Source organism: Pseudomonas triticicola (assembly GCF_019145375.1).
Lineage (GTDB): Bacteria > Pseudomonadota > Gammaproteobacteria > Pseudomonadales > Pseudomonadaceae > Aquipseudomonas > Aquipseudomonas triticicola.
Map to the genome: position 1 here is coordinate 674,377 of NZ_JAHSTX010000001.1, position 13,057 is coordinate 687,433.

The 13,057-nt window shown below is 56.0% G+C and carries 11 protein-coding genes; 6 read left to right on the top strand and 5 right to left on the bottom strand.

Annotated features, from left to right (window positions below; genetic code table 11):
• Positions 1-22: 22 nt before the first annotated feature.
• The 4 genes from KVG85_RS03050 to KVG85_RS03065 are packed head-to-tail and all read left to right on the top strand — an operon-like array spanning position 23 to position 4,649.
• Positions 23-1,138 (top strand): polysaccharide biosynthesis/export family protein, encoded by a 1,116-nt coding sequence (locus tag KVG85_RS03050; RefSeq protein ID WP_172667912.1) that lies wholly within the window; start codon positions 23-25, stop codon positions 1,136-1,138.
• 12 nt (positions 1,139-1,150) lie between these two features.
• Positions 1,151-1,816: a YjbF family lipoprotein gene (locus tag KVG85_RS03055; protein ID WP_217862945.1), complete on the top strand. Its 666-nt coding sequence runs from the start codon at positions 1,151-1,153 to the stop codon at positions 1,814-1,816.
• Positions 1,813-2,574 carry a capsule biosynthesis GfcC family protein gene (locus tag KVG85_RS03060; protein ID WP_125927268.1) on the top strand — a complete coding sequence of 254 codons (762 nt, stop codon included), beginning with the start codon at positions 1,813-1,815 and terminating at the stop codon, positions 2,572-2,574. The genes KVG85_RS03055 and KVG85_RS03060 overlap by 4 nt, the downstream gene beginning before the upstream one ends.
• The gene (locus KVG85_RS03065; RefSeq protein ID WP_217862946.1) at positions 2,571-4,649 is read left to right on the top strand and encodes a YjbH domain-containing protein; all 2,079 of its coding nucleotides are present in this window, start codon (positions 2,571-2,573) and stop codon (positions 4,647-4,649) included. Before KVG85_RS03060 ends, KVG85_RS03065 begins: the two co-directional genes overlap by 4 nt.
• Before the next feature lie 591 nt (positions 4,650-5,240).
• On the opposite strand, the gene KVG85_RS03070 is transcribed toward KVG85_RS03065, so the two are convergent.
• From KVG85_RS03070 to KVG85_RS03080, 3 genes are all read right to left on the bottom strand, one after another.
• The gene (locus KVG85_RS03070; RefSeq protein WP_122612703.1) at positions 5,241-6,635 is read right to left on the bottom strand and encodes an undecaprenyl-phosphate glucose phosphotransferase; all 1,395 of its coding nucleotides are present in this window, start codon (positions 6,633-6,635) and stop codon (positions 5,241-5,243) included.
• 391 nt (positions 6,636-7,026) lie between these two features.
• A complete protein-coding gene (locus KVG85_RS03075) occupies positions 7,027-7,686 on the bottom strand; it encodes a winged helix-turn-helix domain-containing protein (protein ID WP_122508334.1) in 660 nt (219 codons plus the stop codon).
• 277 nt (positions 7,687-7,963) lie between these two features.
• The gene (locus tag KVG85_RS03080; RefSeq protein ID WP_122508335.1) at positions 7,964-8,704 is read right to left on the bottom strand and encodes a winged helix-turn-helix domain-containing protein; all 741 of its coding nucleotides are present in this window, start codon (positions 8,702-8,704) and stop codon (positions 7,964-7,966) included.
• Between the two features lie 490 nt (positions 8,705-9,194).
• On the opposite strand from KVG85_RS03080, the gene KVG85_RS03085 reads away from it, so the two are divergent.
• Positions 9,195-10,028, top strand: coding sequence for an undecaprenyl-diphosphate phosphatase (locus KVG85_RS03085; RefSeq protein ID WP_016775449.1), 834 nt, complete (start codon positions 9,195-9,197; stop codon positions 10,026-10,028).
• On the opposite strand, the gene KVG85_RS03090 is transcribed toward KVG85_RS03085, so the two are convergent.
• Complete coding sequence (locus tag KVG85_RS03090; protein ID WP_225926624.1) at positions 10,029-10,448, bottom strand: DUF2388 domain-containing protein; 420 nt, start codon at positions 10,446-10,448, stop codon at positions 10,029-10,031.
• Between the two features lie 27 nt (positions 10,449-10,475).
• Complete coding sequence (gene dusA, locus KVG85_RS03095; protein WP_217862947.1) at positions 10,476-11,462, bottom strand: tRNA dihydrouridine(20/20a) synthase DusA; 987 nt, start codon at positions 11,460-11,462, stop codon at positions 10,476-10,478.
• 347 nt (positions 11,463-11,809) lie between these two features.
• Here dusA and KVG85_RS03100 point away from each other — a divergent pair, with 347 nt between their 5' ends.
• On the top strand, positions 11,810-12,979 hold the full coding sequence (locus tag KVG85_RS03100; protein ID WP_217862948.1) for a hypothetical protein: 1,170 nt from the start codon (positions 11,810-11,812) through the stop codon (positions 12,977-12,979).
• Positions 12,980-13,057 lie beyond the last annotated feature (78 nt).

The following is a 13,057-nucleotide window of genomic DNA, read 5'->3' on the forward strand; positions in this document are numbered from 1 at the left end:
CCTTGAATAGCGTAGTGCCATTATGACTCGTAGTGTTTATCTTTTAATGTTGGCAAGTCTCGCTTTGCAAGGTTGCATGTTTTCCCCCGGCCAGTACCTGAGCACCAGCGATATCACCCGCCAGGGTGCCAGCGAAAGCAGTCGGGTCGAGCTGATTCCGATCACCCCGAAGCTGATCGCCATGAACCGCGCCACCCAGAAGCGTGAGTCGCTGCCGGCGGAGCTGCTGGTAACGCCGGCGGAATATCGCATCGGCAACAATGACGTGCTGTACATCACCGTCTGGGATCACCCGGAGCTGACCGCCCCCTCCGGCGCGCAACAACAGATCGATGCCAACGGCCGTCTGGTGCGCTCCGATGGCACGCTGTATTACCCGTTCATCAAGGAAGTCCAGGCCGCCGGCCGGACTATTCAGCAACTGCGCGCGGACATCGAACAGCGCTTGTCGGCATTCATCGCCGAGCCGCAGGTCGACGTCGCGGTGCTGCGCTTCGCCAGCCAGAAAGTCGTGGTCACCGGCGCCGTCACGAAGGCCGGCCCGCAAGCGATTTCGACCAATCCGCTGAGCGTGGTCGAGGCCCTCGGTTCCGCCGGCATCGACACCAACAATGCTGACTTGTCCGGGCTGTTGCTGACGCGCAACGGGCGGGTTTATCCGCTCAATCTCGACTCGCTCAATCAGCAGGATTCCGAACTGCAGAACGTCTACCTCAAGGGCGGCGATCAGCTGTATCTGCCGTACAACGACAACAAGCGCATCTACGTCATGGGCGAGGTCAACCAGCCACGCGCGCTGAGCTTCAAGACCGCAACCATGAACCTGTCCGACGTGCTCGGTTCGGTCGGTGGCCTGAGTCAGACCAGTTCCAACGGTAACGCGGTGTACGTGATTCGCGGCGTGGAAAATCTCGACGTCGAGCCGGCGAAGATCTATCAGCTCGAAGCCGAATCGCCGACCGCCATGGCGCTGGCCTCGCACTTTCAGGTGCGGCCGCAGGATGTCGTCTACGTCGGCCCGGCCAACGTTACGCGCTGGAACCGTTTCATCAGCCAGTTGGTGCCGTCGGCGTCGATTGTCGGCACCGGGGCTTCGGCAGCGAAGAACTGGAGCGAATACAGCAACAACAGCAAATAAGGCCGCCCGACTGTGAACCTATTGAAAGTGGGCGTCTGCCTGATGGCGGCCTCGTTGCTGTGCGGCTGTAACCCGCTGATGAGCGCATCGCTGAACAACCTCAAAGCCGCCGTCGTCGGCCCCGATGAGGTTGATGTAACAGCGGCTGAGGTCGCCGGGGTCAACTACCCGCAACTGAAACTGACCACGCCATCCGGCTCAGGCGTGCTGGCGCTGGTGCGCGAGCGTGAAGACCTGCAATTCTGGGTCGCCTCCGGCAAGCAGGTTTTGCTGCTGCGCGATGGCCTCGCCGTGCGCAGTATCGGCCTCGGCCTGCAAGGTGATCTGGATGGCACGCGGCTGGCCGATGACTCGCCGTTCAAGCAAGGCCTGCATCACGTCGCCGACGGTTTCACCACACGGCGCTGGATCGATCTGCACAAGGGCCAGGAAGTCGGCGTGATCGTCAACAGCCGCTTCTCCCGCCGCGCCACCGAAACCCTGGAAATTCTCGACAAGCCTTACTCGGTGCTGCGCATCGATGAACAGATCGACGCCCCAGCCATCGGCCTCAGCGCAACCAACCGTTACTGGGTCGACCCGCGGGACGGTTTCATTCTGCAAAGCGAGCAACAACTGACCTCGCAACTGCGCGTCAAGCTGGTGCAACTGACCCCCGATCGCAGGCATCTGCCGTGAAGCGCTTAAGCCTAATCGCGGCGGGTCTTTTGCTGATTGCTGGGGCGAGTCAGGCCGCCGTCACTGTGTCCGGCGACGTCGCCAATCCCGGTCCGATCGCATTGCCGCCGGGTGGACGCCTGTTCGATGTGATCAGCGAAGCCGTGCCCAATGCCGAAGGCTATTGGCTGGCGGGCGGCTTGTTGCGCCAGTCGCTGGTCGAGGAACAGACGCGGCTCAAGGTTGGTGTGCTGTTCGATCTCGAGGTGCTGCAACGCATGGCGACGCTGTTCGATCGGCCAAGCCGCGCGGCACTGGCGCAGCGCATTGCCGAAGAGGTTCGACAAATGCCAGTGACCGGACGGCAGATCGCTGACCTCGATCCGGTGGCGGTGGAAGTCGGCTTCGCGCGCAACATTCGTCTGGATGACGGCGATCGGCTGATCTACCCGAAACGGGTTGATGAAGTGCAGGTGTTGGGCGCGGTCACCGAGCCGTGCCACCTGCCGTACCAGCCATTGCAGGAGGCCCGCGAATATCTTGAAGGCTGCTCGATTCTCGACGATGCCGAGGCCGATTACCTGTGGCTGATCCAGCCCAACGGCGTGTCGCGCCGCGTCGGCATTGCCCACTGGAATCGCGAGTCCGGGCAGTTTCCGGTGGCCGGCAGCAGGATTCTGGTACCGATAAAAAATGATGATCTTGATCCGCCTCTTCCTGAATTGAATCAGCAGTTGGCCGAATTCATTGCCACGCAGCTGGCCGAGGTGGTTCGTTGAAGTTACGTTTTGCAGCTGTGTTGTTATTGCCCTGCGGTCTGGCTCACGCCGAGCCGCGCATTACCCAGAATGACTTCGGTGGCGCCGGTCTGTTGCAGACGCCGACGGCGCGCATGGCCCCGGCCGGCGAGCTGAGCGTCAACGCCAACCGCACCGATCCCTACAGCCGCTACAGCGTGTCGTTGCAACCGCTGGACTGGCTCGAAGGTTCGTTCCGCTACACCGCGATCACCAACCGGCCGTACGGCTCGGAGGCCCTCAGCGGCAGTCAAAGCTACAAGGACAAGGCGGTCGACGCCAAAGTACGCCTGTGGCAGGAAAGCCACTGGGCGCCGGAAGTGGCGCTGGGCTTTCGAGATATCGGTGGTACCGGTTTGTTCTCCAGCGAATTCTTCGTCGCCAACAAGCGCTTCGACAATTTCGACTTCAGCGCCGGCATTGCCTGGGGCTACATCGGTAATCGCGGCGACTTCGACAACCCGCTGGGCTACGTCAGCAATCGCTTCGATACGCGCCCGGCGCTGGAAGGCACCGGTGACGTCAACTCCGGCTCGTACTTTCGCGGCAAGCCTTCACTGTTCGGTGGCGTGAGCTACCAGACGCCGTGGGATCGGCTGAGCCTGAAGCTGGAATTCGAAGGCAACGACTACAAGAACGAGCCGAAGGACAACGAGATCAAACAGGACTCGCCGATCAACCTTGGCGCGGTGTTCAAGGTGACCGATTCGATCGACCTGAGCGCTGCCTGGGAACGGGGCAACACGGCGATGTTCGGCGTGACCTTTCACACCAATTTCGTCAGCCGCAAGGCGCCGGCCAAGACCTACGATCCGATCCCCGAACCGCTGCCGGCGAAGGCGCCGACGACCTCAATGGAACAGGTCAACTGGGCCGATGTGTCGCGGCGTTTGCAGCAGAATGCCGGGTACAAGGTCGAGCGCATCAGCCAGCGCGATTCCGAACTGATCGTCTATGGCGAGCAGCAGCGTTATTTCCATTCGTCCAAAGCCGTTGGCCGCGCGAGCCGGATTCTCGACAACAGCGTCAACGACGACATCGACTGGTTCACCGTGGTCAACAAGCGCTACGACTTGCCGCTGGAAGAAACCAGCCTGCCGCGCCAGACCTTTCGCGAAGTGATCAACAACGAAGAACCGTTGGAGGCGCTGCACCGCACCACCGAAATCAACCCGGCGATGCCGCACAACGAGAAAACCCTCTACACCGAAGCGCCGCAGCATTTCAGCTATGGCGTGGGTCTGGGCTTCAAGCAGAACGTCGGCGGCCCGGATGGTTTGCTCTATCAATTCAGTGCCGATGCGGACGCGGAATATCGCTTCAACCGCAACACCTGGTGGAGCGGATTGCTCAGCGCCAACCTGGTCAACAACTTCGACAAATTCGTCTACGACGCACCGAGCGGTTTGCCCCGCGTGCGCACGGATTTGCGCCAGTACCTGACCACCTCAAACACGACCATGCCGTTGTTCCAGCTCAGCCATGCCGAGCAGTTGGATAAAGACCTGTACGGCATGGTTTACGGCGGCTATCTGGAGTCGATGTTTGCCGGCGTCGGCGCGGAAGTGTTATTCCGCCCGACCGGCGAACGCTGGTCGCTGGGCGCGGACCTGAACTGGGTGCGCCAGCGTGATTTCGATCAGGGCTTTGCCTTGCGCGATTACTCGGTCGTGACCGGGCATATCACCGGCTATACCGACCTGCCGTTCGACACGCTGGCGGCGGTCAGTGTCGGTCGTTATCTGGCCGGGGATTGGGGCACCACCGTGGACATCTCGCGTGAGTTCTTCAATGGTGTGCGGGTCGGTGCCTGGGCGACCATCACCACGGCCAGCAGCGCCGAATATGGTGAAGGTAGTTTCGACAAGGGCCTGTACCTGTCGATCCCGTTCGACGAAATGATGAGCATGTCGACCATGCGCCGCGCCAACCTGGTCTGGGCGCCACTGACCCGAGATGGCGGCGCCAGACTGAGCCGCAGCTATCAACTGCACTCGATGACGGATAGCCGGGAAGGGGACATGTTCTATCGCAACTTCGAGAAGATTACCGAGTAAGCGCTGGTCTGTGAGAGCGAGCCTGCTCGCGAATGGCCCGGCACATCCAACATCTCCAGTGCCTGACACACCGCTTTCGCGAGCAGGCTCGCTCCCACAACTGATTGGCGTCACGCCACACATCCTGGTCATCACCCGAATCCCTGTGGGAGCGAGCCTGCTCGCGAAGGCGCCGGCGCATCCAACATCTTCATTGCCTGACACAACGCTTTCGCGAGCAGGCTCACTCCTACACTTGATCGGCGTCACGCCACACATCCTGGTCATCACCCGAATCCCTGTGGGAGCGAGCCTGCTCGCGAATGGTCCGGCACATCCAACATCTCCATCGCCTGACACACCGCTTTCGCGAGCAGGCTCACTCCCACAGGGGGTTGTGTTACAGCACAATTTTCGACCCGAACCCTGATCCCTGTGGGAGCGAGCCTGCTCGCGAATTGTCCGGCACATCCAACATCGCCATCGCCTGACACACCGCTTTCGCGAGCAGGCTCGCTCCCACGGGGGCGCACCTGTTGTCGACACGGATTACCCAAATCCCGCGCACAAAAAAGGGGACTTTCGTCCCCTTGTGATCTGCAGCGCTGAGCCTCAGTAAATATCCTTCGACAACAACGTAAACGGCGTTTTCACCAGGATCTTCAGATCCAGCCACAACGACCAGCTGTTGATGTACTGCAGATCGATCTCGACACGCTTCTGCATCTTGTCGATGGTGTCGGTCTCACCGCGGCAGCCGCTGATCTGTGCCAGGCCAGTGATGCCCGGTTTGATTCGGTGACGCGCCATGTAAGCGAGGATCTTGCCCGAGTAGTAATTGTTGTGCGCCACCGCATGCGGCCGTGGACCTACCAGCGCCATATGCCCCTGCAACACGTTGAACAGTTGCGGCAACTCGTCCAGCGAAGTGCGGCGGATAAACCGTCCTACTGCGGTGATGCGCGAGTCATTGCGGCTGGCCTGTTTCACTTCGCGGTCATCGTGGACACGCATCGAGCGGAATTTCCAGACCTTGATCACCTTGCCGTTCCAGCCATGGCGGTCCTGCTTGAAAAATACCGGGCCGGGCGAGTTGAGTTTCACTGCCAGAGCGATGATCAGCAGCAGCGGACTGAGCGCAATGATCGCCAGAAATGCCACGGTCTTCTCAACCAGACTTTTGCTCAGCGCAGCGGTCGGACGGCTGGTCAGCGGGCTTTCGTTCAAGTAGATCGCCGGCAGGCCGTCCACGACTTTCACCGAGTGGTTAAGCAGGGTCAGGCTGTTCAAGTCCGGCACCCACACCACATCGACGTTGGCCCCGAGCAAGTCGACATACATCGCTTCGATTTTCGCGGCTTCGCACAGCGGCAGTGTGATGTACAAACGACGGATGTCGTGAGCTTCGATCAACTCCAGCAACTCGTCCTGAGCGCCAACGACACGCGGTGCATCCGAGGCGAGAACAGGTTTGTCACCGTTGCTGACCAGACCGATCAGCGGCAGGTTTTCCAGTTGGCTGAGCTTTTTCGCCAGGCCCAACGCCAATTCGCCAGTACCGACAATCAGCGTGCGGTGTTCGCTTTTACGCGAACGCTGGTAGTACTTGGAAAATGCATGCAGCGGCGCGTAGAGGAACGCCTGACCGAGGAAGCCGTATACCGCCCAGCTGAGAATCACCTGACGGGAAAACAGCTCATCGGCCTGGCAGACAAACGCGATGCACGCCAGCGCGGCCATGGTCATCGACCAGCCCATGAACAAGCGGCCGAGGCCGGTCAGGTAGTTGTCGCGTTTGCGATAAACGCCGCTGAATGTGTAAGCCGGCACTGAAGCCAGGACGGCGAGGGTGGCGCACATTCGGTAGTAGAACGCGACGGTGCCGGTGTGCTGTTCAGCGAGAATGAACAGCAGCGTCACAACGAAAGCCTGTGCCAGCGCCCATTGGCCCCAAAAGGTCAGTCCCTTGAGGCCCGTGCTTCGATTAATACTGAGAGAAAGATCCATACGATATCCCCAAAAGACGTCCATTCAGGTTTCAACAGTTGAAAGCCGAGTTGTTATGCAGACTTATTGTTTTTGTTTTAGCGAGTGTCTTGAGGTAACAACATCGAGAGCCGAACTGTCGTCAGCCAATAGACTAAGTTATTGCCGGGAATGGTGTCTGACGAGTTCTAACAAGATGGCACAGTGCCAACTTTTTAATAATTCAATAGATGGCTGTTAGAAAAGGTCGTAGAGAGGGGGATGAAAAAGCGGGGACGTATTTGTTACTGTTGAAGGGTGGAGGCAGGGAAGCTTTTATCGAATCAGGGAGGGTGAACCCAAACAGAGTGCTCTTCTTGTTGTTGTAGTCGCACTTTATATCTGTTTGTCTTGGTTTGTGTGTCGCTTGTGATTAAGCGACGACTTCCTGGATCAGGCAATATCCGCGATTTCTTACGGCTCGGAACAATCGCTCGCCATTACTCGCACTCTTGAACTTGTCCTGCAAACGGCTCAGGCACATTTCCAGGCCACGGTATTGCTCGGGCTCCCGACCAATGCTGATGATCAAGTCATCACGACTGACCACGCGCTCTTCATGGCTCAGCATTTTCCTCACCAGCGCGGTTTCCAGGCCAGTGAGGCTGATCGCAACATTGTCCTTGAGCAACACGCCTTGTTCATCGTCAAGATGCCAGGTGTCGCTGCAAGGCTCAGTGCTCTCGCTGATATTGGAGATATGAGCGCGTTCTGCACTGCGGGTCGGGAAGCTTTGAAACGGATTGTCTGTCTGCGCGGCTCGCCATTCATTTTCAAGAGTGGCCAGTATGCGTTGAGTATCATGTTCGATACTGCGCGCAACATTCTTTCGGCTGAGGCTTGGGTAACTGAACTCCATGACCATCGGGGCGGAAGAGGGCGAAGCAACACCTTCAACAAACATTTGTGCCTGCGACGTGCCAAACGAATTGAAACGCTCACTGGACAAGATGCTTTCCAGTTCACGTTGCGACGTTGTGCTGTGCGTCACAACAACAAAATATTTTCTGGGGAGGGTTGTACTCGTTTCCATGTCTCTCTCCTAAATACACACCAAAATTGGCTAAAAGATAAATCGGCAGGCGAGCAATGACTTCCTCGGAAGTAATCGTAGGCAGGGTTCTGGCCGAAAATGGCCATCGATAAATTCCACTCGATCTGCTGCTATGTTATGGAGTTTTATTGTTATGTGGCGTGATGCCGTGCTCATTCAAGTGCTTGAGTTTTAATAAGTATGAAGCGCAATTGAGACGATATGGCTGCATCAGACGATCCTTCGTTCGTATGCAAAAGGGAAGACTGCCCGAGACTCAGGCAGTCGATATCAGGCCCCGCATCAGGCGATAGCCGTAGCCGCGGATGCTCTGAATCGCGTTTGTACCATACATGTCCTTGATTTTTCCACGCAAGCGACTGATTGATTTTTCCAGTGCCCGAGGGTCGTAGAAATTGGCGTTGAGGCCCATGATGCTGGCGATTTCATCATGACTCAGAATGTGATTGCCGGTGTGCGCAAAGGCCTCGAGGATCTTCATTTCGGCGAAAGAGATATCCAGTTTGCGCCGACTGTCCATCAGGCAGATCCGCGTCGGATCAAGCGTGAGATTGATATCTCGTTGCCAGTCTTCGCTGTTGAAGAACTCCGCGAGCAAGTCTTCGCTGTCATCGCTCAATGTGTTGAGCTTGATACAGGCATCCGCTCCGGCGAGAAAATACTTGATCTTGTTGACGGCACCGCGGCCGGTGACAATTGCGCAAATAAGCGGCTTCAAGTTGTCATCGCGCAGGTTTTGCACCAGGGCCAGATTTTCTTCGATGGCTTGTGGACTATCGATGATGACGAAAATGGCGCGGTAGGAACCGATGTAACCGTGCTGCTTATATGAACTAGTGAAAGCACCTGTTTCCAGAGTCATATCGGGCTGCACGTGCTTTGCGATCAGCGATCTCAAATGATCAGCCACACCCAGTGTACGACCCAGCGCAAGAACACCGGATTCATCATTTGTCGGGCGCGGACTTCTCGTCGCCAAGTTCCCTGAGAGCATCATGCGTTGACTCGAATTAGGTGCTGACATCGGGATGTTAAAGCACCGGTTCTTATCTGTGACTGACAATTGGTAACATTTGCGCGGATTTTAGACGTGTCTCCCGAGATTTCTAACAATAACTAAGTTTTTCAAGCTTTTAGTTGATTTTCTCGGGGTTGTGAACTAGCGCGTAGATGATGGCTATATGCAATGGTGCCACTATTTTGAGCTTGTGGCGATGGCTTTGTCTATGTCCTTTTGCCACTGATTGGCCATGTCAACAATGTGTGAGGTTGATCACACTTCATATCTGAACTGAAATATTTGTTGTAATAGATGTAAATTTTTTCCGTTTAGTTCGTCGGCCGACGATTACTAACAGCTCTTGAGTCTAACTCTGCATAAACCCTATTCTTCCGGATCGGCGAATCGCTGTATGCATTATTTCAGATACTCAACCCCTGAGTGTTATTGACTGGTCGCTCACCCTGAGTGCTCTGACGGAGGATTAATGGATTTCTGGACCCTTTTCCAGGTGTTGATATTAGGCGCGGTTGAAGGCTTGACCGAGTTCTTGCCCATCTCGAGTACCGGTCACCAGATTATTGTCGCCGACCTGCTCGAGTTTGGCGGCGAACGCGCCATGGCGTTCAACATCATTATTCAACTGGGGGCCATTCTTGCTGTGGTCTGGGAATTTCGTCCGAAGATCTTCGAAATCGTCAAAGGCCTGCCCACCGAGCGCAACGCGCAACGTTTCACCCTTAATCTGCTGATCGCGTTTTTCCCGGCCGTTATCCTCGGCGTGTTATTCGCCGACGCGATTCATGAATACCTGTTCAACCCGATCACCGTTGCGGTGGCCCTGGTTGTTGGCGGCATCGTCATGTTGTGGGCCGAACAGCGCAGCCATGTAGTCAGCGTCGAACATGTCGACGACATGCGCTGGTCCCACGCGTTGAAGGTCGGTTTCGTACAATGCCTGGCGATGATTCCCGGCACCTCGCGCTCCGGCTCGACCATCATCGGCGGGCTGCTCTTTGGCCTTTCGCGCAAAGCCGCCACCGAGTTCTCGTTCTTCCTCGCCATGCCGACCATGGTTGGTGCTGCCGTTTATTCCGGCTACAAATACCGCGACCTGTTCCAGCCCAACGATCTGCCAGTCTTCGCCCTCGGCTTCGTCACCGCGTTCATCTTCGCCATGATCGCCGTACGTGGCCTGCTGAAATTTATCGCCAACCACAGCTATGCCGCGTTCGCGTGGTACCGGATCGGTTTTGGTTTGCTGATTCTGGCGACGTGGCTGTTTGGCTGGGTCAACTGGACCGCCGCAGCGGCTGCCTGATCACTGCGCGCTGATCAACGCGGCCACGGCGAGATCGTTTAACGTCGAATCCGACGACTCCTGACGAAAGCGCTGCAAGGCCGAGGTGAAATACGCGGCTTGCAGCATGCCGTCGCTGGCCAGATAGAGTCGCGCGTCTTCTTGCTCCTCGGCAGAGTAAACACGCTTGTGACTGTCGGTCGTTTCCTGGCTAGACGAAATAGGTGCGAGGATTAAAGACACCAAAGTGAAGCCGGAAAGCTGCGTCACCTCCCACGGCGTATCGGTACGGCCCATGCAAAAGCCATCGCAGTGCGCATAAACGTCGGAAGTGAAGCTGAACAAAGCGAGGAGGGTGAAACGCTTGAGACCTGAAAAAGTAAACGCGGGCATAAACAAAAGACATCCTGTCAGTACATCAAAATACCGGGCAACGCTCATGCGCCGCCCGCATACGCAAACCATCAATCAACGACCTTCAAGCAACTCAGCCGCCTGATCCAGCAACGCCAGCGGATCCTTGGCCTTGTGAATATCCACCGACAACAACTGACGAAACTTGCGCGCCCCGGGGAAACCGGTGCCCAGGCCCAGAACATGCCGAGTGATGTGATGCATCGCGCCACCGGCCAGCAGATGTTCGGCGATATACGGCCGCAACTGCGCCAACGCCTCAGCCCGACTGATCACCGGAGCGGTACTGCCGAACAGTTGCTGATCGACCTCCGCTAGCAGATAAGGATTGTGATAAGCCTCACGCCCCAACATCACGCCATCGAACGTCTGCAGATGCTCATGGCAGGCCTCCATGGTCTTGATCCCGCCGTTCAGCACAATCTCCAGCTCCGGAAAATCCGCCTTCAGCTGCGCCGCGACGTCATAGCGCAACGGCGGAATGTCGCGATTCTCCTTCGGCGACAACCCCTCCAGAATCGCAATCCGCGCATGCACGGTAAAACTCGTGCATCCGGCATCCCGCACAGTCCCGACGAAATCGCACAACTCGGCATAACTGTCGCGCCCGTTGATGCCGATCCGGTGCTTCACCGTCACCGGAATCGACACCGCATCACGCATCGCCTTCACACAATCGGCCACCAACTGCGGATGCCCCATCAGGCACGCGCCGATCATGTTGTTTTGCACACGATCACTCGGGCAGCCGACGTTCAGGTTCACCTCGTCGTAGCCATGTTCCTCGGCCATGCGCGCGCAGGCGGCGAGATCGAGCGGAACACTACCACCGAGCTGCAACGCCAGCGGGTGCTCGGCTTCGTTGTGACGCAGGAAACGTTCGTGATCACCGTTGAGCAACGCGCCAGTGGTGACCATTTCGGTGTAGAGCAGGGCGTTCTTGGACAGGACGCGTAGGAAGAAACGGCAATGGCGGTCCGTCCAATCCATCATCGGGGCGACGGAGAAGCGGCGGGAGAGTGTGACGGGTTGTAGGGACATTGGGGGAATCTGGATCAGAAAGGCGAAGGTGGGGGGAGTTTATCAGGATTGGGATAGGACGGAGGCTTACGCGTCGTTACTACGTGCTCTAGCTCACTGATGAGACATATTGTGGTCTGCCCCCTATTTGCCCTCCTGATTCCCAGGAGGTCTCAGTACGAGGGATTCCCCGGTTCATTCCATCGCTACGCTCGTTGGCTTCCATTAGGACTCTACCGTGGTGGGATTCACGCTCGCGTACGGTAACGGTCATAACCCGCGCAGTTGAACAATTGTCTCCGAATTCAGTCGTTGCAATTGCACCATGCCTTGAGGTCTATTCAAACGACCAAGCAATGGAGCGCACCATGGAAAATTTTTTTGTTGAGCTGGAAGCACCGCACCCTCACTGCGTGAAAAATATTGTGTTCGGAGGGAAATTGCCGAAGCGGGGGCTCAGGTGGGAATTTGTAAACGAGTTAAAACCCATTGATCTTTACTGTTATCTGTATGCCAAATATGGAGAGCCAAACGGTATTCAGAACTTTTTGAGAAAAGATGATTCGGATAACTTAATTCATTGGGAGTGGACACTTGCTAGTGAGCGGGGTGTCGTTTCTATTTTGGGGATGAACTTTCGGACTGAGGTTCACTTGATAGGAGATTTTGTTGATTCCGGTCTAACTCTTGAGATGTTTATAAGTCAAATTAAGTCTGATTTTAAAAGCTATGGCAAGAAAATATCTGCTTTTCGGCTAGAACTTGAAAAGTGGACCAGATTTTTTAATCCCTATAGTAGGATAAAAAGTTCGGTTGAGCAGAATTTTAAGCAACTCGATATGCTAGATATTGATCCTCGTAGGGACCGACTGCCTCATCCTGGCGAAGGAACTGACTTTGACGAGTTTAAATATCGCTGGCAGGCTCTAAACGAAAGATACAGCTCCGCCGTTGGTCTTGTATTTGGTCTCCGTGCCATGCTACCCGTGCTGGCCGAATCATTTGTGAATCTTCTCATATTCGTACTTGCTCGTCCCGAGATTAAGGCTAACGATCGCCTTTTTCAAAACGTCGTCCGTCAGCCAATTGATGTTAGGGTACAAATGTTGTCCGTGCACTGCATAGGCTTTTCGAATGTAGTGGATTATGCCTCAGAGGAGTGTAAGGCATTTCACACTCTAATGAATGATCGGAATGACCTTTTACATGGGAATATAGAGATGCCGAAGCTCGCAATGGGAGATGTTTATTTCCGAGGAAAGATTCCTTTGTTTCTCCAATATGAGGATATGTGGAGCGAGTCCATTGGCGCCTCTTTGCGATCAATTAAGTTTGATACGATTCGACAAGACCGAAAGGTAGTCGAGGACTTCATTAATTATCTTGTAGGTAGACTCGCCCCACAATATGCAGAAACCATCGAACACATTGCCAGTCAGCGGGACCTCGGTATGAATATCAAGACGGGGAGGCTCGGGGTTTTGTTCTCAGACCAGATATCCGATTTCCGCGCCGTGTTCAAAGCTGGGGAGCCTTGATTCGGTAGCACTCGTCGGCCCAGGTCGGTGCCAAAGTTTTGGGTGGGAAAAGGGGACGTAACTATTTGCGCTGTATTT

What these genes read in the sequence shown, in the direction of transcription:
- KVG85_RS03050 (WP_172667912.1), top strand. Translation starts at nt 23, where the DNA reads ATGACTCGTAGTGTTTATCTTTTAATGTTGGCAAGTCTCGCTTTGCAA.
- KVG85_RS03070 (WP_122612703.1), bottom strand. Translation starts at nt 6,635, where the DNA reads ATGGATCTTTCTCTCAGTATTAATCGAAGCACGGGCCTCAAGGGACTG.
- KVG85_RS03075 (WP_122508334.1), bottom strand. Translation starts at nt 7,686, where the DNA reads ATGGAAACGAGTACAACCCTCCCCAGAAAATATTTTGTTGTTGTGACG.
- KVG85_RS03080 (WP_122508335.1), bottom strand. Translation starts at nt 8,704, where the DNA reads ATGATGCTCTCAGGGAACTTGGCGACGAGAAGTCCGCGCCCGACAAAT.
- KVG85_RS03085 (WP_016775449.1), top strand. Translation starts at nt 9,195, where the DNA reads ATGGATTTCTGGACCCTTTTCCAGGTGTTGATATTAGGCGCGGTTGAA.
- KVG85_RS03090 (WP_225926624.1), bottom strand. Translation starts at nt 10,448, where the DNA reads ATGAGCGTTGCCCGGTATTTTGATGTACTGACAGGATGTCTTTTGTTT.
- dusA (WP_217862947.1), bottom strand. Translation starts at nt 11,462, where the DNA reads ATGTCCCTACAACCCGTCACACTCTCCCGCCGCTTCTCCGTCGCCCCG.
- KVG85_RS03100 (WP_217862948.1), top strand. Translation starts at nt 11,810, where the DNA reads ATGGAAAATTTTTTTGTTGAGCTGGAAGCACCGCACCCTCACTGCGTG.